This is a genomic window from Citrobacter sp. CFNIH10 (genome assembly GCF_002934585.1).
Taxonomy (GTDB): domain Bacteria; phylum Pseudomonadota; class Gammaproteobacteria; order Enterobacterales; family Enterobacteriaceae; genus Citrobacter_A; species Citrobacter_A amalonaticus.
Genome location: NZ_CP026216.1, coordinates 4,254,673 through 4,271,003, shown reverse-complemented (window position 1 = coordinate 4,271,003; position 16,331 = coordinate 4,254,673). Strand labels below are relative to the sequence as shown.

Genomic DNA, 16,331 nt, shown 5'->3' with positions numbered 1-16,331 from the left:
GAGGTCTACAATGCGAGACGAAAAGCAGCAACCCTATTTTTTTAACCCGGGCATGACGTCCGAGCAGCTTGAAGACTGGCTGGGGCAACAAAAACTTCATCTCACTCACTTCAACCGCCTGGTGAAAGAAAAAGCCGCTCTTGAAGAACGGCTCAGTGAGATTTCGGCAGAAATTGAACGGATGCCTACTGATTGTCTTGAAGGAAAACTGAGTTTTCCTTGGGATCCCAGTCCTCTTCTGAGAAATCATCAACCGGGTAGTGACTGACTGGCAGTTTTTGCGAGCGGAGAAATTCCGCAGCTTTTTCAGACATGTAATCAGGCTTTAACCTGTCTGAAATAATAAACAGACTGTCATTAAGAGACAGGCTTCTGATATCCTCCAGTTTCCACTTTGTGATTTGAAAAATCAGGTGATGAAGCGCCTTTTTGTTGTCCAGCAAGTAATAGTCAGATGACTGGCATTTTCTGTACTCAAAGAGGACGCATTCAAGAGTGAATATCTGGCCGATCCGATACCACACCTGGCTGGCCCGATAGCTGTTCGCTCCCGAAAGTGAAGAGACCGGGAAACTGTTACTATGACAAACCCTGGTCTTGATGATTTGGAAAAGGTCTGAGTAATTACTCATTTTTACCCCGTTTGATATTGTGGTTTTGGCGAATCAACAATATCAAACGGGGAAATGCGCCGCTAGTCAGCGGCAACCATTCACAGGCTGCGCATTTGCGTGGCCTTTTTCATTTTCAGGCTCACGGGAATCAATCACTACGTGCTTTGTTGATAAATCCAGCCCGTGAAGCCTGACCCTTTCAAACACAGCGCCATCCGAACTATCGGAGGTGAGGCCTATGAAAATGCCATACAAACAAGATTTCATCGCTGCGCTACTTGCCGCCAAGGAGCAGGGTATTGGTGCAATGCTGGCTTTTATCATGGCGTACCTGCGTGGTCGCTATAACGGCGGCGCGGTAACAAAAACGCTAATTGATGCGCTGATGTGCGCGATGATTGCCTGGTTTATTCGTGACCTGCTCGACTTCTCCGGATTGAGTAGCAACCTCGCATACATTGCCAGCGTCTTTATTGGATACATCGGCACCGATTCGATCGGCAATCTGATTAAAAAATTCGCAGCCAAAAAGGCGGGAGTTGACGATGCAAACCAGTCCTGACGGCATTGCGCTGATTAAAAAATTCGAAGGTTGCCGGCTGACCGCCTATCCAGATCCGGGAACAGGCGGCGCACCGTGGACGATTGGCTACGGCTGGACCTACCCGGTAGATGGCAAGCCAGTAAAGCCTGGAATGACTATCGACCAGACCACTGCTGATCGGCTGCTGAAAACGGGGCTGGTGAGTTATGAAAACGATGTGTTGAAACTGGTCAGAGTGAAACTGACACAAGGCCAGTTTGATGCGCTGGTATCGTTCGCTTACAACGTCGGCTCGCGTGCGCTATCAACATCCACGCTGTTGAAGAAGTTGAACGCTGGCGATATCAAAGGCGCTGCTGATGAGTTTCTGCGCTGGAATAAAGCTGGTGGAAAAGTTATGCCGGGGCTCACGAATCGCCGCAAGGCTGAGCGTGATGTGTTCCTGTCATGATGGGCATCCTGGAGAAATACTGGAAACTACTGGTGATGATGTTGCTGGTGCCCGCCGCATTCATTGCCGGAAATGTCTGGAGTGATCGGGGCTGGGAAAAGAAGTGGGCAGAACGCGACAGCGCTGAGTCGTCACAGACCGTGAACGCGCAGACTGCCGCACGGATGATTGAACAAGGGCGCATTATTGCCCGGGATGAGGCTGTTAAAGATGCACAAGCGAATGCCGCCAAAGCTGCTGCCACTGCTGCTGGCCTGTCTGCCACTGTTAACCAGCTGCGCACCGAAGCAACAAAACTTGCCACCCGCCTGGACGCCGCAAAGCACACCGCAGATCTTGCCGCTACCGTCAGAAGCAAAACAGCCAGAGCCGACGCCGGAATGCTCGCCGACATGCTCGGAGATATTGCAGCAGAAGCTAAACGTTATGCTGCAATCGCTGACGAACGCTACAACGCCGGAATGACGTGCGAGCGTATTTACGACTCGGTAAGAGAGTCAAACAATGAACCAGCAAAAAAGTAAGTTTCAGGTTGGCTGATAGTGGAAATCGTACCGATTACTTTTAAGCGGGCCTGTTGTTTCGTTCAGCAACTGCATAGACACAACAAACCACCTGCCGGTCATAAATTTAGTATTGGCCTACTGCATGAAGGTGTGCTGGTGGGCGTAGCTATGGCAGGCCGCCCGGTTGCACGTTTTTTTGATGATGGACTGACGCTTGAAGTCAACAGAACCTGCACGGATGGAACGAGAAACGCAAACTCAATGCTGTATGGTGCTGTTAGGCGGACTGCATGGGGGATGGGGTATCGGAGGGTTATCACATATACCCAAGCTGGAGAATCGGGGGCTTCCCTCCGTGCTGCTGGCTTTTCTCTCGTAAAAAAGTTACCAGCCCGAGGTAGTTGGGCGGAATCGAGCGTTAAACGTCGCGCTGGTCGGTCGCAAGCATTTGGCGGGGTAGAGCGTCACCTCTGGGAAATTCATCGTTAGCATTACAGAAGCTCTTCGTTGAGGGGCTTCGATAATGGAATCCCACTTTTACTCTGAAGTGCTTGAAAATGTCCTTCTGTTAGAAGCATATTATTACTTTTAACTGAACAGGACGTGAACATGACTGATAAGTTAAATGCTCTGGATAAATGGCTAAATGTAGATACGTGGTATACCGCCCATCCTTCAGATGATGAACGTTTTTACAAAGCTGTATATGCAGTGTTGAAAGCCAATAAAGGTGTTTACATTAGTGCCGAAGAGATAGGTAATTACATCGAGGCTCATTATAAAGGAAAATTAGCTGATGATTTTCTGTTTGAGGAGTCTCAAAGGGCTGCCATCCAATTCGAAACTATTCGAAATTTTTGCCTCACTAATAACCTTCTCTAACCAGAAGAATGAACATCACCGCCTCCGGGCGGTTTTTCTGTCAGTTTCATTTGGTCGGGATTCCGACCGTTGTCCTTGTTGATAATGTTCCCAACCCCGCAAGTAATACCTGCGGTATTTCGAGCATTGACAATGAGGGAAATACAATGTCTGACATTATGCTGTTTGGTCGAGGTTATTCTGGTGAAGTTTGGTATGCAGAGTGTCAATCAGGTCTTCTTGAACTCTTCGAAAGACCTGACATGTATTTGTTGGGTGGTATCAGCGATACCGAGGGCTTTGTGTCTGTATCATTTACAATTTCGGCACAAACGATCCGAGGAAACAACTATCTAATTGCCTTTGCTGACAAAAGGCCTTCAAACGAAGAAATTGAATGGGCGTTCTTCCACAGTGACAGGAAACCAGAGCCGACAACCGATTAACCATCTGGCCTCGCAATAGCGGGGCTTTTTACTTACTGAGGAAAACTTATGTCCGTTCGCGCGAAATTCCGCTGCCACTTCATTCAGAAAGCAGAAGACGATTCACACCGCACAATTCATATGAGCCCTGTAATGGCAGATACCACCGAAAACAAGTCGTGGTCAAAGCACACACCTGGCGGTCAGTTGCAGATGGTTATCTCGAACCCTGCAGCATTCGAACAGTTCGAGCAGGGCAAAGAATACTTCATCGATATCAACCCGGCTGATTAACGGCATTACAGCAGGCATTCGCTGAGTGCCTGCTGTAAAGTAGATGGTTAGAGTAATTTTATAAATTTATCGCTTTCGTTAACTTGTTTGGCAATCCTGAGAATTACCGCAGCAATAGAGGCAATGAACTTTTCACGATTTGAAATACCTTCGTCATTTAGATGTATTCCTTTATCACCAACCAGAATGCCAAATTTTGGGTTTTCAATTAGCTCTCTTTGATCGCCCTTGCTTATGTGGGTGATTAATTTATTTATTTCTTCATCGGTAATTTCTGAGTTATCAATTTGATGAGAGCGTGCATTCCTGATTTTGTTTACGACTTTAAGCTCCTGGTAAGAAAACTCATTCAAACCAAAATTTGTAGCGAGCTTGAGTTTAGCCGCATATGACATAGTTAGGTTTTCGCCGAAACCATCAAAAAAATTAACGTTGTTTGATGCCGCACAGCACCACGCTTCAATAATTTTCTCGGTTACCAGGTGAAGGCGCAAGACTACACCTATGTCGTCTTCACTTTGCATTATCGAAGATAGCCTTTCCCATGTTTGTTCATTAAGTAGAACCATTTCATTGAAAATTTTCTTATTCATAAATCATTCCTTTGTTGAGCATACCAGTGCTCGTGGGCAGATGAGCACTCTACACCAGTATACAGAGAGGTAACGCATGGGCGGAACAATCGAGATCAGTGAAGTTGGCATGACAGTCAATATGGCTGGTGGCGGGAAAATTGTTGTCGGAGATTGGGTCGGTAATACAGCACCCAAGGCTGAACCACTCCCACCTCTTAACACGGAAGAGGAACTTTACGGGCGTGGCCTTTGCCTCTTACCTGTTGGTTGGGAAGATCTAAGCGGTGGCGGGCACTGGAAAAACCACCTATGCGATCCTTTGCGCCAGTTGTGGCCATCGTTCAACAGAGAACAGAAAATGGCTATAGCCCATACCATCAATGAGTTGTCAGATGAGTTGACCAACATCGCTTACGAACACTCCTGGTAGTAACACTGAAGCGCATCGCACGCGCACATCTAAGAGAGTCTTTCAGTAGTGAGCCTGGGTAAACCGTTACCTCTTGGCGGCTTTACCGTGCGACAGGCTCACGTCTAAAAGGAAACGTATCATGAGCAACAAAATCTTTACGCTATCTGGCGCTGCTACTGACGTGATCTACGCGCTGTTTTACCGTGGCGCATTGCTATCTGGTGACCTGCCGTCTAAATCCGGTGCCGCCGAACTTCGCGAACTGGGATTTGCTGAAACCCGCCACACCGCAACTGAATACCAGAAAGAAAATCACTTCACCTTCCTGACTGCTGAAGGGCAGAAATTTGCCGTTGAACACCTGGTCAACACGCAGTTTGGTAAAGAACGCCAGAAGGAATATGTCTGCACTATGGCTCTTGAGGTGGATGCCTCCAATGTTCAAAAGATGATCGATGAATTTAATGAGCGCCTAAGCAATGTTGCCGGGTTCAAATTTGACGGCAGCGGCAAACTATTCATCAATGGGGCATCTATTGGTGGTGAAATTTACGCTGAGAAACCTGAAGCTACTCAGCCGGTGACCAATATCTACAACATCAACTTTGGTGTCAGTCGCAATAAATCAGAAAAGGCAGACTTTAGCGACAATGGAATTGATATCCATGTAAATGTTGAAGACCTTCTGCGGAATGCTCTGGCTGCCCACGAAGAAATCGAGCGTCTGCGAAAGGCTATGAAGGACGCTGCTAGCGAAGGCGTACAGCAGGCTTTAGAGGCAGTAGAAAGAGATTTCAGATGTAACGGTAAACTCCGTCGCCTTCTCGGGATTTAAATAGCAGGAGGTTATATGCGTCTCACTGTATTAGATGGCGATCCAGGCAGGAAGATTAATCCCGGTGTTGAACGGTACACCGTCTATCTCGACGGCGTAGAGGTTAAGCACGTTTACACCGCAGACGATGAGAAGGGCGAAGTAATTGCTGCTGTTCACGATGAGCGTGGCTATGTGGTAGCAGTTGGCGGTGAAGTGAAGCGGCAAACGCTTTACGGGGCAGTAATCATTCAACGCCGATAATTCCCTACTGGAGAGAATATGCAGGTCATTATTGATAATGTCCCGTATGCGCCTGTCTGTAATTCGTCTGCCAGGATCGGGATAGCAATCTCAACGTACAATCGCGCTGACGTTCTGAGCCTCGCCCTGACTCAGCATATGAAGTTTTTACCTGCTGGCGCGCTGGTGGTCGTTGTAGACGACGGATCAAAGCCTGCTGCTGTAGTTCCTGCTGGTGTGCAACTGGTTCGCCAGGAAACATCACTCGGCATTGTTGCTTCGAAGAACGCCAGTCTGACCGCGCTGATGGATGCTGGATGCGAACACTTTTTCCTTTGGGACGATGACGCGTGGCCGATTGCCGATGGCTGGCATCTTCCGTATATCGAATCACCAGAACCGCATCTGGCATATCAGTTCCTCGACCTTGCCGGGCCACGCAAACTTAACGATCTCGCGGTACTGTATCGCGATGATGAGCATGTGGCATACACCGGGCAACGCGGCGTGATGCTGTATTACCATCGCAGAGCTATTGAACGTGTCGGCGGCTTTGACTGGGTTTATGGTCGGGGCATGTATGAACACAGCGATCTTGCGCTGCGTATCCATAACGCTGGACTGACTACCTGGGCTTATGCCGATGTAACTGGTTCCGAAAAGTTGATTCATTCGCTCGATGAGCATGAAGCCGTAGATCGGTCGGTGCCAACGGCTGACAGGAAAGCGCTGGTGGAACGTAATGTGAAAATCCACAACGAACGGCGAGATACGGGGTATACCGGTTACGTTGAGTACCGGCAGCAGCGCGACGTGGTAATCACAACGTTGCTTACCAGCCAGCCTGACCCGCAGCGCGGCACGAAAATGACGGCCTCGCCTGACATGTTGACCACTTGGGCTAAATCAATCCGGGGTGCCGATGCCGTAGTGCTGGCCGATCAACTAACCTCCGCTCCTGATGGCGCTCAACTGGTGACAGTTCCTCATGTCGCAATGAACGTCTATTTCCGGCGCTGGCTGCATATCTGGCAGCACCTTCGTAATCATCCTGAATACCGGTTCGTCTGGTGTACCGATGGTACTGATGTCGAAATGCTTTGCGCACCGTGGGAAGAGATGGAGGCCGGAAAACTCTACGTTGGCTCGGAGCCGAAAACCTACGCTGACGCATGGGCAAAGCAGAATCACCCAGAGAGTATCTATCAGGAGTTTATCGAACAGCACCGTAACGATGTGATGCTTAATGCCGGGCTGCTGGGCAGTACGCGCGCTGAAGTAATGGCGTTCGCTCATGGCATTATCCGTCTTTATTACCGGATCGAGAGTTATCGTTTCTGGAAGAAAGAACAGGCTGGCGCCGCAGTGGGTGACATGCTGGCATTCGGCATAGTGGCGAAGTCTTTCGGCGATCGGATAGTAACCGGTCCGCGTATCCACACCGTGTTCAAGTCTGATGGTGTCGGTAAGGAGTACGCCTTTTGGAAACACAAGTGAAGTTTGTTGTGGTTGGTCATCATTCCCGCCTTGCCTCAGCCGCATTACTGGCTGATGAACTTGGCTCACACCTGCTTATCGATGAAGGGAATCACGGTGCGAACTGGAATCATCGTCGTGCTATTGAATGGGCTGCTGAGCAACCTTGCCGGGTAGTGGTGCTGGAGGACGATGCCCTGCCAGTCCGTGGGTTTATGGATCAGGTTGCTGTCTGGCTGGCGAGGTTCCCGTGTCACATGCTGAGTTTTTACCTCGGTACTGGGCGGCCGCCACAATATCAGATGCAGATTGCTGAGCGGCTAATAGTGGCTGATAAGACTCGCGCTGATTACATCACGCTGTCGAGACTCATTCACGGCGTTTGCTACAGCGTCCCGCCTGAGCATGTGCAGCGCGTGCTATCCCGCTGGGATAACAGCAAGCCCGCCGATTACGCTGTGGGTGATGCATGGGGTGGCTCAGTGATCTATCCGTGTTACTCGCTGGTGGACCATGCAGATGGTGAACCGGTTGAACGTCACCCTGACTCAGCGCCACGCACAGAACGCCGCAGGGCGTGGAGGTTAGCCTGATGCCTGCATTAATACCGAGGGCATGCCGCAAGCGTGGCTGTCCTGGCACAACCACAGACCGCTCAGGCTATTGTCCCAAGCATCTTAACGAAGGCTGGCAGCAACATCAGCGAGGACAGAGCAGGCATCAACGAGGTTATGGCAGCAAGTGGGACAGGCTGCGCCCCATCGTTCTCGACAGAGATAAACACCTTTGTCAGGAATGCCTGCGAAATGGAAGGTATACACCCGCTGAGACGGTGGACCACATCAAGCCGAAAGCTCACGGCGGTACTGACGATCTCTCTAATCTGGAATCAATTTGCAGCGGCTGCCATAAAGCCAAGACAGCACGCGAGCGCCTGAACAGAAATTAAGTAACGAGGTGAAGATGACTGAATCGAAAAATGGTTCAGGGCTTTCGCACGCCCATGCAGTCTGCGTAGTGGATGGATGCGGATTATCGGTACGGTCCCATAACAGTCAGTATTGTGAGAAGCACTACATGCGCGTCCGGCGCCATGGCACAACAGAGAAGCTCAGCACAAGAAAGAATGGCAAGCTGGAGCATACGGGCGGATATCTGTTGGTGTACGCGCCCGACCATCCTTTGGCATGTGGAAGTCCACGCGTTTACGAGCACCGGAAAGTTTATTACGACAAACATGGAGCAGGACCGTTCAGTTGTCACTGGTGTGCAAAAACGGTGAGTTGGGAAACTCTTCATATCGATCACCTCGATGACTGTAAGACCAATAACGAACCTGACAATCTTGTGCCAAGTTGTCCTGTGTGTAATCAGAAGCGAGGCGTAGACAAGATGAGAAGGACAATGCGGGAGAACTCCAACCGCAGATATACCGCTCACGGTAAAACGATGTGCCTTAACGAATGGGCTGATTACCTGGGGATTTCGAGAAACTCGATTGAGTACCGACTGAAGGCTGGCTGGGACATTAACAAGGTATTCAGTCCGCGTATTGGTAACAGTGGTCCCCCAAGCCGGAAGTTGACGAGAATCGTACATGAATCGGTTAAATGATATCTGCTCTCATTTGTTCAGTGTGGGGGAGGGCGGGTAAAAACCTCATGGGAATCAGTCTAAAGGACCGCCGCCTAACCTCTTTTCACATCGCCGCAGGTTAGAAAACTTTTTTATGGGGTCCCCCACTCGATGATTAATAGGAGTTTTCGATTATGTCTGGACCACCGAAAACCCCGACCCATCTACGTTTGGTGAGGGGTAACCCATCTAAACGCCCGATCAATGAGAACGAACCAAAACCCCCTTCAGGGGTACCCCCAACGCCGAAGCATTTCGACAAGCAGGGGAAATACTGGTTTAAACGGATGGCCGACGAGCTTGATGCTATCGGTGTGATGTCTCAGCTTGATGCCAGAGCCCTTGAGCTGCTGGTTGAGGCCTATACCGAATACCGGCATCACTGCGACACGCTTGAAGTTGAGGGCTACACCTACCGGACCGAAACGCAGAACGGTGATGTGCTGATCAAGGCTCATCCCGCCGCCATCATGAAAGCTGATGCCTGGAAACGTCTGCGCGCCATGCTTGGTGAGTTCGGCATGACGCCAGCCAGTCGCTCGAAAGTGAATGCAAAAGGTCCTGATGCGGTTGATTCGCTGGTCGAGTTTATGAAAGCGAGGGATTAATGGCTAAGGTTGCAGAAGGCATCCGCTACGCCGAGAGGGTGGTGGCGGGGGAAATTATTGCCTGTGAGTATGTGCGCCTTGCCTGTCAGCGTTTTCTTGACGATCTGGCACATGGCGAAGAGCGCGGTATTTTCTTCAGTGAACCGCGCGCGCAGCACATTCTGAATTTCTATAATTTTGTACCTCACGTAAAAGGCGCACTGGCAGGACAGCCTATTGAGCTGATGGACTGGCACGTTTTCATCCTGATTAATATTTTTGGTTTCGTTATCCCGCTGGTTAACGAAGAAACGGGAGAAACCGTCCTGCGTAACGACGGTAGCGGTCGTCCAGTAATGGTTCGGCGCTTTCGTACAGCAGATGTTGAGGTGGCCCGTAAAAATGCCAAATCAACTCTTTGCTCCGGCGTGGGGCTTTATATGGCTGGTGCCGACGGCGAGGGCGGTGCGGAGGTTTATTCCGCTGCAACCACCCGTGACCAGGCACGAATTGTTTTTGAAGACGCGAAAAATATGGTCAAGAAGGCGAAAGCCACGCTTGGGCGGATCTTCGAATTCAACAAGCTCGCTATCTACCAGGAGCAAACGGCCTCCAAGTTCGAGCCATTATCATCAGATGCGAACAACCTCGATGGTCTGAACATCCACTGCGCTATCGTCGACGAGCTGCATGCTCACAAAACCCGTGACGTCTGGGACGTTCTGGAGACGGCAACCGGCGCGCGTCTGCAATCGCTGCTTTTCGGTATCACCACCGCCGGTTTCAACAAAGAAGGCATCTGCTACGAATTGCGTGATTACGCAATCAAGGTCCTGCGCGGCCTGGTTAAAGACGATACGTTTTTTGCCATCATCTACACCTTAGATGAAGGTGACGATCCCTTTGATGAAAAAGTCTGGCAGAAGGCGAATCCGGGGCTGGGTATCTGTAAGCGCTGGGATGACCTGCGCCGCCTGGCTAAAAAGGCGAAAGAGCAGGTTTCGGCCAGAATCAACTTTTTCACCAAGCACATGAATATCTGGGTTACCGCTGAGTCAGCCTGGATGGACATGATGAAATGGGAGAAATGCGAGTTTATCGCCCCGCAGCACGAACTTAAAACCTATCCCTCCTGGGTGGGCGTTGACCTGTCAAACAAAATTGATATCTGTGCGGCCGCTAAAGTCTGGCGCGCGCCAGATGGCCACGTTCATGCGGATTTCAAATTCTGGCTACCGGAAGGACGCCTTGAGAAATGTTCACGCCAGATGGCAGAGCTCTATCGTAAGTGGGCCGGGATGGACAAGCTGATCCTTACCGACGGTGATGTAATCGACCATGCTCAGATTAAGGAAGAGCTACAGTTGTGGGTTGCTGGTGAGAGCCTGAAAGAAATTGGCTTCGATCCGTGGAGTGCGACGCAGTTCAGCCTTGCGCTGGCAGAAGAAGGGCTGCCGCTGGTGGAGGTACCGCAGACGGTTCGCAATTTCTCTGAGGCGATGAAAGAGGTCGAAGCACTGGTATACGGTGGCCGCTTCCATCACAGCGATCACCCGGTAATGAACTGGATGATGTCCAACGTAACCGTCAAACCTGACCGGAACGAGAACATTTTCCCGAACAAGTCCACACCAGAGGCCAAGATTGATGGCCCGGCGGCATTGTTCACAGCAATGAGCCGCGTTCTGGTTAACGGTGGTAACGACCAGCAGGATCTCTCCGGATTCTTCAATAATCCCATCATGGTAGGTTTCTGATGAAAAAAAACAAACAGCCAGGCAGGGTGAAAAGCGCTCTGCTTAACTGGCTCGGTGTGCCTATCAGCCTGACTACCGGCACGTTCTGGGAGGAATGGTTTGGCACCAGCAGCAGCGGGAAGGTGGTCACGGCCGATAAAGCCATCCAGCTATCGGCTGTGTGGGCATGCGTAAGACTGTTAAGCGAGTCTATATCAACCCTTCCGCTGAAAATATACGTTCGACAGCCTGACGGTTCGCGTAAAGCGGCAACTGATCATCCGGCCTATTCGATACTGTGCCGCCGACCCAATTCAGAAATGACACCATCACGCTTTATGTTGATGGTGGTCGCCAGTATTTGCCTGCGCGGGAACGCCTTCATTGAGAAGAAATTCATCGCAAACCGCCTGGTTTCGCTGGTGCCTTTACTGCCACAGAACATGGTGGTTAAACGTCTCACTACCGGGGCGCTGGAATACAAATACACTGAAAACGGAAACGAGCGCGTCATTCCGGTCAAAAACATCATGCACATTCGCGGGTTCGGTCTGGACGGTGTTTGCGGCATGATGCCGATGAAGACTGGCCGGGATGTGATCGGTTCAGCAATGGCGGTTGAAGAGTCCGCGGCGAAAATCTTCGAACAGGGCCTGCAGAGTTCAGGATTCCTCTCTTCTGATAAAGCTCTGGATGATACTCAACGTGAAAAACTTCGCGGTTACATGGCGGCGTTTACAGGTTCGAAAAACGCCGGGAAAATCATGGTTCTTGAGGGGGGGTTGAAGTACCAGGGCGTGACCATGAACCCGGAAGATGCTCAGATGCTCGAAAGCCGCGCATTTAGCATTGAGGAGATCTGCCGCTGGTTTCGCGTGCCGCCTTTCATGGTTGGTCATACCACGAAACAAAGCAGCTGGGCATCCAGCCTGGAAGGTATGAACCTGCAGTTTCTGACTCATACACTTCGACCGCTGCTGGTGAATATTGAGCAGGAAATTGGCCGGTGCTTACTCGACAGCGATGATGAAGTGTTTGCAGAATTCTCTGTTGAAGGTCTACTGCGAGCCGATAGTGCCGGTCGCGCGGCATACTATACAAGCGCGCTTCAAAATGGCTGGATGTCCCGTAATGACGTTCGTCGTCTTGAGAACATGCCGCCAATTGAAGGGGGCGATATTTACACCGTTCAGCTCAACCTGACGCAACTGAAAAATCTCGAAAGCAGCAACCCTGCCGTTCAGGCTCTGGCCCTGCGAGAGCTGCATAACCACGTATTCCCCGATATTTCCTTTGAACAATCTCCGCTGAAACAGGCCGCTTAGGAGCACTTTCCTGATGAGCAAAAAACAACTTCCGGTAGCACCGGCGGGTCGCCCCTGCGCGCGCGTTACCTGTGAAACATTACCGTCCGCACTGGACCGCTGGGACGGCGGGATCAAAGCGGCGGCCACCGACGATAACAGCATTTCTGTTTTCGATGTTATCGGGCAGGACTACTGGGGCGAAGGGGTAACAGCTAAACGTATTGCCGGTGCGCTTCGGGCGATGAACGGTGCCGACGTTACGGTGAATATCAACTCACCGGGCGGCGATATGTTCGAAGGTCTGGCTATTTATAACCTGCTCCGCGAATACGAAGGCCGTGTAACGGTGAAGGTGCTGGGCATTGCCGCCAGTGCTGCCTCGATAATTGCGATGGCCGGGGATGACATTCAGATTGGCCGCGGTGCCTTCCTGATGATCCACAACTGCTGGGTATACGCGATGGGAAACCGCCATGACTTTGCTGAACTGGCACAGTCGCTGGAGCCCTTCGATACCGCAATGGCTGATATTTACGCGGCGCGCTCCGGCCTTGATATGGCCGCCGTGCAAAAGCTGATGGACGCGGAAAGCTATATCGGTGGCAGTGATGCTGTGGCGAAGGGACTGGCAGACAGCCTGCTTTCTGCTGATGCAGTCAGCGACGGCGACGAATCACCTGCAGCCGCGCTTCGCAAACTTGATGCATTGCTGGCCAAGACCAACACCCCGCGCTCTGAGCGCAGAAAACTCATTAAAGCCTTATCCGGTGGCATGTCTGGCGCTGTCACCACCAACGACGGTACGCCGGGCGCTGCCGAAGATATCAAACCTGAAACCATCAATTCACTTGAAAGCGCCCTGGCGGCGTTAGTCAAATAAGGACCTTTTATGTCTGAAGTAAACGATATTCTGAAAAAAGTCACTGCCAGCATCGAAGAGGCAACTGGCAAGTTCAACGCGAAAGCAGAAGACGCACTCAAAGAGGCGCAGAAATCCGGCAAGCTGTCAGAAGAAACAAAGGCAGCCGTTGATAAAATGGCTTCTGAGTTCAACGCCCTGCGCGAAGCAGAAAAAACGCTGAAGGCTGCGATGGGGGAACTGGAGCAACATGTTGCTCAGATGCCGCTGGCTAACGCGAAGCATGTTGTGGAATCAATCGGCCAGCAGGTGATCTCTGCTGAAGCGCTGAAAACTTTTGCTGCAGGTGTTGAAGGTGGCAAACGTATCAGCATCCCTGTGAAGGCTGCCCTGACTTCGGTGGATGTGCCTGATGGTGTTGTGGAGCCACAGCGCCTGCCGGGTATTGATACGGCACCGAAACAGCGCCTGTTTATCCGCGATCTGATTGCTCCAGGTCGTACTTCCTCCTCTGCTATCTTCTGGGTGCAGCAGACGGGCTTTACCAATAACGCGAAAGTGGTTCCTGAAAACACGCAGAAACCATACAGCGAAATTGAGTTTACGCCGAAAATCACTGGCGTCAGCACCATTGCCCACCTGTTCAAAGCCTCTAAGCAGATCCTGGATGACTTCGCACAGCTGCAGTCCACCGTTGATGCCGAAATGCGCTACGGGCTGAAGTACGCAGAAGAGCAGGAAATTCTCTTCGGTGATGGTACCGGCGTGCATCTGCATGGCATCGTTCCTCAGGCGTCAGCGTTTGATCCAGCGTTCACTGTTGAACAGCAGAGCGGTATTGACGATCTGCGTCTGGCAATGCTGCAGGTGCAGCTGGCGCGCTTCCCGGCTTCCGGTCATGTCCTTCATTTCATTGACTGGGCGCGGATCGAGCTGACAAAAGACAGCCTGGGCCGCTACATCCTGGCTAACCCTGCGGCGCTGACTGGACCGACTCTGTGGGGCCTGCCGGTTGTTGCCACCGAAGCAGCGGCATTCCAGGGTAAATTCCTGACCGGTGCTTTCAACGCAGGCGCGCAAATCTTCGACCGCGAAGATGCGAACGTGGTGATCTCCACAGAGAACGCCGACGACTTCGAGAAAAACATGCTCACCATCCGTTGCGAGGAACGTCTGGCGCTGGCCGTCAAACGCCCTGAGGCATTTGTATACGGTGCATTCCGCACTGGCGCTGGTAGCTGATGAAATAGCGGCCTTCGGGCCGCTTTTACAGGTGGGAAAATGAAACTGATTGCACTTAAACCGATTTATTTCGGCGGTACCGTCGTTACTGAGGGGCTTCCGCTGGAAACTCTGGAACAGCACGGTCGCGAGCTCATCAAAAAAGGCTATGCGATGCTCGATGAATCAGAAAATCCTGCAGAGCAGGAACAGCAGCAGGAACAGCAGCAGGAACAGCAGCAGGAACAGCCGGAAGTAAAAGCGGACAAGAAGGCGAAAAAATAATGGTCGACCTTGATGTGGTGAAACAGCACTGCCGCATTGATACCGATTTTTCCGGAGACGATGCCCTGCTGACTTTATACACCGGTGCGGCGGCGCGTTACGTCCAGACATGGACAAGGCGAACGCTCTATGAAAACCAAAGCTCCCCTGGCTACGCAGACGACCCGGACCCGATTCTACTGAATGATGATGTTAAAGCGGCCATGTTATTGCTGATAGGTCACTGGTATGCCAACAGAGAATCAGTTTCCGTCGGTCAGACCGTTGCAGAGGTCCCGTTTGCAGTTGAAGCCTTGCTGCAGCCATACCGAATTTACGGGGTATAGGAGGACTTTATGCAGGCCGGAAGACTGAGAGACAGGGTGGTGGTTCAGAACATCACAACATCCAGAGATCCTTCTGGCCAGCCTGTTGAAACATGGCATGACGGCGCAGAAACCTGGGCAGAAGTAAAGGGCATTAGTGGGCGCGAGCTGGTAGCCGCTGGTGCTGAAACCGCAGTCGCCACTATCAGGGTATGGACACGATTTCGTAGCGATATAACTGCTGCGTCCAGACTCAGGGTTATGACTGGCCCGTTCAAGGGGGCCATTTTGAATATCATTGGTCCGCCAATCCCTGATTCTCGTGGTATTCAGCTCGAAATTCTTTGCAAACAGGGTACCGAAAAATGATTGAGACGAGCATCGATTTTTCCGGGCTGAATGACATCGCAAAGGATCTGGAGGCGCTTAGCCGCGCTGAAAACAACAAGGTTCTGCGTGATGCTACGCGCGCCGGCGCCGAAGTGCTTAAGGAAGAAGTGATCGCCCGCGCTCCGGTGCGTACCGGGAAACTGAAAAAAAACGTGGTGGTGGTTACCCAAAAAAGCCGCCGCCGCGGGGAAATTTCTTCCGGCATCCATATTCGTGGTGTTAACCCGCGCACTGGGAACAGCGATAACACGATGAAGGCGAATAACCCGAGAAACGCCTTTTACTGGCGATTCGTCGAAATGGGTACCGTTAACATGCCGCCGCACCCGTTCATTCGTACCGCGTTCGATGTTCGCCAAGAGCAGGCGACGGAGGTCGCGATCAGACGCATGAACCAGGCCATTGATGAGGCATTAAGCAAATGACGGAAGACGATCTCTATCCTCTGCTGGAGTCGCTGGCCGGAGGGCAGGTCTATCCCTACGTTGCCCCACTCGGCAGTGACGGGAAGCCTTCAGTCTCGCCGCCCTGGGTAATTTTCTCGATTATTACCGACGTGGCCGCTGACGTTCTCTGTGGTCAGGCTGAATCTGCCGTTTCTGTGCAGGTTGATGTCTATTCCAGCACCATCACCGAAGCGCGTACGATCAGGAATATGGCGCTTGATGCACTGCAGGTTCTTAGGCCAGCGAACATCGTAAAAACGCCAGGCTATGAGCCTGATCTGCGCTATCACCGGGCAACGCTTGAATTTCAGGTAACCGTCTGACCAGACCTAAACCATCCCACCC

Annotated in this window: 26 protein-coding genes; 24 read left to right on the top strand and 2 right to left on the bottom strand. The window is 51.4% G+C overall.

The features are described from left to right. The first annotated feature begins 10 nt into the window (after positions 1-10). Positions 11-268 (top strand): hypothetical protein, encoded by a 258-nt coding sequence (locus tag C2U53_RS24630; protein ID WP_099433524.1) that lies wholly within the window; start codon positions 11-13, stop codon positions 266-268. Here the strand turns inward: C2U53_RS24630 and C2U53_RS24625 are convergent. Further along, the gene (locus C2U53_RS24625) at positions 186-632 is read right to left on the bottom strand and encodes a hypothetical protein (RefSeq protein ID WP_099433523.1); all 447 of its coding nucleotides are present in this window, start codon (positions 630-632) and stop codon (positions 186-188) included. The genes C2U53_RS24630 and C2U53_RS24625 overlap by 83 nt on opposite strands. Before the next feature lie 220 nt (positions 633-852). Between C2U53_RS24625 and C2U53_RS24620 the strand changes: the two genes are divergently transcribed. The 7 genes from C2U53_RS24620 to C2U53_RS24590 all read left to right on the top strand — a co-directional run bounded on the left by C2U53_RS24620 (position 853) and on the right by C2U53_RS24590 (position 3,695). Continuing rightward, a complete protein-coding gene (locus tag C2U53_RS24620) occupies positions 853-1,176 on the top strand; it encodes a phage holin, lambda family (RefSeq protein ID WP_058588188.1) in 324 nt (107 codons plus the stop codon). Further along, positions 1,160-1,609 (top strand): lysozyme, encoded by a 450-nt coding sequence (locus C2U53_RS24615; protein WP_058588187.1) that lies wholly within the window; start codon positions 1,160-1,162, stop codon positions 1,607-1,609. Before C2U53_RS24620 ends, C2U53_RS24615 begins: the two co-directional genes overlap by 17 nt. Beyond that, a complete protein-coding gene (locus C2U53_RS24610) occupies positions 1,606-2,133 on the top strand; it encodes a DUF2514 domain-containing protein (protein WP_104446605.1) in 528 nt (175 codons plus the stop codon). Before C2U53_RS24615 ends, C2U53_RS24610 begins: the two co-directional genes overlap by 4 nt. An 18-nt stretch (positions 2,134-2,151) precedes the next feature. Further along, a complete protein-coding gene (locus C2U53_RS30475) occupies positions 2,152-2,604 on the top strand; it encodes an XF1762 family protein (RefSeq protein ID WP_104446604.1) in 453 nt (150 codons plus the stop codon). 120 nt (positions 2,605-2,724) lie between these two features. Further along, complete coding sequence (locus tag C2U53_RS24600; RefSeq protein WP_099433162.1) at positions 2,725-2,997, top strand: hypothetical protein; 273 nt, start codon at positions 2,725-2,727, stop codon at positions 2,995-2,997. An 8-nt stretch (positions 2,998-3,005) separates the two neighbouring features. Further along, on the top strand, positions 3,006-3,422 hold the full coding sequence (locus tag C2U53_RS24595; RefSeq protein WP_099433161.1) for a hypothetical protein: 417 nt from the start codon (positions 3,006-3,008) through the stop codon (positions 3,420-3,422). Positions 3,423-3,470: 48 nt separating this feature from the next. After that, on the top strand, positions 3,471-3,695 hold the full coding sequence (locus C2U53_RS24590) for a hypothetical protein (protein WP_099433160.1): 225 nt from the start codon (positions 3,471-3,473) through the stop codon (positions 3,693-3,695). A gap of 47 nt (positions 3,696-3,742) precedes the next feature. Here C2U53_RS24590 and C2U53_RS24585 read toward each other — a convergent pair whose 3' ends face one another. Then, a complete protein-coding gene (locus tag C2U53_RS24585; protein WP_099433159.1) occupies positions 3,743-4,288 on the bottom strand; it encodes a hypothetical protein in 546 nt (181 codons plus the stop codon). A gap of 76 nt (positions 4,289-4,364) precedes the next feature. Between C2U53_RS24585 and C2U53_RS24580 the strand changes: the two genes are divergently transcribed. The 16 genes from C2U53_RS24580 to C2U53_RS24500 all read left to right on the top strand — a co-directional run bounded on the left by C2U53_RS24580 (position 4,365) and on the right by C2U53_RS24500 (position 16,309). Next, entirely contained in the window at positions 4,365-4,700 is a 336-nt protein-coding gene (locus C2U53_RS24580) for a hypothetical protein (RefSeq protein ID WP_104446603.1), read from the top strand. A 121-nt stretch (positions 4,701-4,821) separates the two neighbouring features. Then, positions 4,822-5,517 (top strand): Fur-regulated protein, encoded by a 696-nt coding sequence (locus tag C2U53_RS30470; RefSeq protein ID WP_246876137.1) that lies wholly within the window; start codon positions 4,822-4,824, stop codon positions 5,515-5,517. A gap of 15 nt (positions 5,518-5,532) precedes the next feature. Then, the gene (locus tag C2U53_RS24570) at positions 5,533-5,760 is read left to right on the top strand and encodes a hypothetical protein (protein ID WP_104446602.1); all 228 of its coding nucleotides are present in this window, start codon (positions 5,533-5,535) and stop codon (positions 5,758-5,760) included. A gap of 18 nt (positions 5,761-5,778) precedes the next feature. Beyond that, positions 5,779-7,236 carry a glycosyltransferase family 2 protein gene (locus tag C2U53_RS24565; RefSeq protein WP_104446601.1) on the top strand — a complete coding sequence of 486 codons (1,458 nt, stop codon included), beginning with the start codon at positions 5,779-5,781 and terminating at the stop codon, positions 7,234-7,236. Then, the gene (locus tag C2U53_RS24560) at positions 7,221-7,808 is read left to right on the top strand and encodes a hypothetical protein (protein ID WP_104446298.1); all 588 of its coding nucleotides are present in this window, start codon (positions 7,221-7,223) and stop codon (positions 7,806-7,808) included. The genes C2U53_RS24565 and C2U53_RS24560 overlap by 16 nt, the downstream gene beginning before the upstream one ends. Then, the gene (locus C2U53_RS24555; RefSeq protein WP_104446600.1) at positions 7,808-8,164 is read left to right on the top strand and encodes an HNH endonuclease; all 357 of its coding nucleotides are present in this window, start codon (positions 7,808-7,810) and stop codon (positions 8,162-8,164) included. The genes C2U53_RS24560 and C2U53_RS24555 overlap by 1 nt, the downstream gene beginning before the upstream one ends. An 820-nt stretch (positions 8,165-8,984) precedes the next feature. Then, entirely contained in the window at positions 8,985-9,458 is a 474-nt protein-coding gene (locus tag C2U53_RS24545) for a phage terminase small subunit P27 family (protein WP_104446598.1), read from the top strand. Next, on the top strand, positions 9,458-11,194 hold the full coding sequence (locus C2U53_RS24540) for a terminase large subunit (protein WP_016063095.1): 1,737 nt from the start codon (positions 9,458-9,460) through the stop codon (positions 11,192-11,194). Before C2U53_RS24545 ends, C2U53_RS24540 begins: the two co-directional genes overlap by 1 nt. Then, positions 11,194-12,498 carry a phage portal protein gene (locus C2U53_RS24535; protein WP_104446301.1) on the top strand — a complete coding sequence of 435 codons (1,305 nt, stop codon included), beginning with the start codon at positions 11,194-11,196 and terminating at the stop codon, positions 12,496-12,498. Before C2U53_RS24540 ends, C2U53_RS24535 begins: the two co-directional genes overlap by 1 nt. A 13-nt stretch (positions 12,499-12,511) precedes the next feature. Then, positions 12,512-13,360, top strand: a complete 849-nt coding sequence (locus tag C2U53_RS24530; RefSeq protein WP_104446597.1) for a head maturation protease, ClpP-related — start codon at positions 12,512-12,514, stop codon at positions 13,358-13,360. A gap of 9 nt (positions 13,361-13,369) precedes the next feature. Beyond that, positions 13,370-14,581, top strand: coding sequence for a phage major capsid protein (locus C2U53_RS24525; protein ID WP_063846376.1), 1,212 nt, complete (start codon positions 13,370-13,372; stop codon positions 14,579-14,581). A 39-nt stretch (positions 14,582-14,620) separates the two neighbouring features. After that, complete coding sequence (locus C2U53_RS24520) at positions 14,621-14,845, top strand: hypothetical protein (RefSeq protein ID WP_053528466.1); 225 nt, start codon at positions 14,621-14,623, stop codon at positions 14,843-14,845. Next, positions 14,845-15,171 (top strand): head-tail connector protein, encoded by a 327-nt coding sequence (locus tag C2U53_RS24515; RefSeq protein ID WP_045286829.1) that lies wholly within the window; start codon positions 14,845-14,847, stop codon positions 15,169-15,171. Before C2U53_RS24520 ends, C2U53_RS24515 begins: the two co-directional genes overlap by 1 nt. A 9-nt stretch (positions 15,172-15,180) precedes the next feature. Beyond that, positions 15,181-15,519 (top strand): phage head closure protein, encoded by a 339-nt coding sequence (locus C2U53_RS24510; protein ID WP_001549110.1) that lies wholly within the window; start codon positions 15,181-15,183, stop codon positions 15,517-15,519. Next, entirely contained in the window at positions 15,516-15,965 is a 450-nt protein-coding gene (locus C2U53_RS24505; RefSeq protein WP_104446596.1) for an HK97-gp10 family putative phage morphogenesis protein, read from the top strand. The genes C2U53_RS24510 and C2U53_RS24505 overlap by 4 nt, the downstream gene beginning before the upstream one ends. Continuing rightward, a complete protein-coding gene (locus C2U53_RS24500) occupies positions 15,962-16,309 on the top strand; it encodes a DUF3168 domain-containing protein (RefSeq protein WP_104446595.1) in 348 nt (115 codons plus the stop codon). The genes C2U53_RS24505 and C2U53_RS24500 overlap by 4 nt, the downstream gene beginning before the upstream one ends. Positions 16,310-16,331 lie beyond the last annotated feature (22 nt).

Excerpts from the sequence above, each read along its gene's own strand:
- C2U53_RS30470 (WP_246876137.1), top strand. The coding sequence starts at position 4,822 with ATGAGCAACAAAATCTTTACGCTATCTGGCGCTGCTACTGACGTGATC.
- C2U53_RS24500 (WP_104446595.1), top strand. The coding sequence starts at position 15,962 with ATGACGGAAGACGATCTCTATCCTCTGCTGGAGTCGCTGGCCGGAGGG.
- C2U53_RS24615 (WP_058588187.1), top strand. The coding sequence starts at position 1,160 with ATGCAAACCAGTCCTGACGGCATTGCGCTGATTAAAAAATTCGAAGGT.
- C2U53_RS24600 (WP_099433162.1), top strand. The coding sequence starts at position 2,725 with ATGACTGATAAGTTAAATGCTCTGGATAAATGGCTAAATGTAGATACG.
- C2U53_RS24620 (WP_058588188.1), top strand. The coding sequence starts at position 853 with ATGAAAATGCCATACAAACAAGATTTCATCGCTGCGCTACTTGCCGCC.
- C2U53_RS24535 (WP_104446301.1), top strand. The coding sequence starts at position 11,194 with ATGAAAAAAAACAAACAGCCAGGCAGGGTGAAAAGCGCTCTGCTTAAC.
- C2U53_RS24510 (WP_001549110.1), top strand. The coding sequence starts at position 15,181 with ATGCAGGCCGGAAGACTGAGAGACAGGGTGGTGGTTCAGAACATCACA.
- C2U53_RS24570 (WP_104446602.1), top strand. The coding sequence starts at position 5,533 with ATGCGTCTCACTGTATTAGATGGCGATCCAGGCAGGAAGATTAATCCC.
- C2U53_RS24590 (WP_099433160.1), top strand. The coding sequence starts at position 3,471 with ATGTCCGTTCGCGCGAAATTCCGCTGCCACTTCATTCAGAAAGCAGAA.
- C2U53_RS24545 (WP_104446598.1), top strand. The coding sequence starts at position 8,985 with ATGTCTGGACCACCGAAAACCCCGACCCATCTACGTTTGGTGAGGGGT.
- C2U53_RS24515 (WP_045286829.1), top strand. The coding sequence starts at position 14,845 with ATGGTCGACCTTGATGTGGTGAAACAGCACTGCCGCATTGATACCGAT.
- C2U53_RS24625 (WP_099433523.1), bottom strand. The coding sequence starts at position 632 with ATGAGTAATTACTCAGACCTTTTCCAAATCATCAAGACCAGGGTTTGT.
- C2U53_RS24595 (WP_099433161.1), top strand. The coding sequence starts at position 3,006 with ATGAACATCACCGCCTCCGGGCGGTTTTTCTGTCAGTTTCATTTGGTC.
- C2U53_RS24520 (WP_053528466.1), top strand. The coding sequence starts at position 14,621 with ATGAAACTGATTGCACTTAAACCGATTTATTTCGGCGGTACCGTCGTT.
- C2U53_RS24610 (WP_104446605.1), top strand. The coding sequence starts at position 1,606 with ATGATGGGCATCCTGGAGAAATACTGGAAACTACTGGTGATGATGTTG.
- C2U53_RS24580 (WP_104446603.1), top strand. The coding sequence starts at position 4,365 with ATGGGCGGAACAATCGAGATCAGTGAAGTTGGCATGACAGTCAATATG.
- C2U53_RS24630 (WP_099433524.1), top strand. The coding sequence starts at position 11 with ATGCGAGACGAAAAGCAGCAACCCTATTTTTTTAACCCGGGCATGACG.
- C2U53_RS24555 (WP_104446600.1), top strand. The coding sequence starts at position 7,808 with ATGCCTGCATTAATACCGAGGGCATGCCGCAAGCGTGGCTGTCCTGGC.
- C2U53_RS24530 (WP_104446597.1), top strand. The coding sequence starts at position 12,512 with ATGAGCAAAAAACAACTTCCGGTAGCACCGGCGGGTCGCCCCTGCGCG.
- C2U53_RS24505 (WP_104446596.1), top strand. The coding sequence starts at position 15,516 with ATGATTGAGACGAGCATCGATTTTTCCGGGCTGAATGACATCGCAAAG.
- C2U53_RS24525 (WP_063846376.1), top strand. The coding sequence starts at position 13,370 with ATGTCTGAAGTAAACGATATTCTGAAAAAAGTCACTGCCAGCATCGAA.
- C2U53_RS24585 (WP_099433159.1), bottom strand. The coding sequence starts at position 4,288 with ATGAATAAGAAAATTTTCAATGAAATGGTTCTACTTAATGAACAAACA.
- C2U53_RS24540 (WP_016063095.1), top strand. The coding sequence starts at position 9,458 with ATGGCTAAGGTTGCAGAAGGCATCCGCTACGCCGAGAGGGTGGTGGCG.
- C2U53_RS24565 (WP_104446601.1), top strand. The coding sequence starts at position 5,779 with ATGCAGGTCATTATTGATAATGTCCCGTATGCGCCTGTCTGTAATTCG.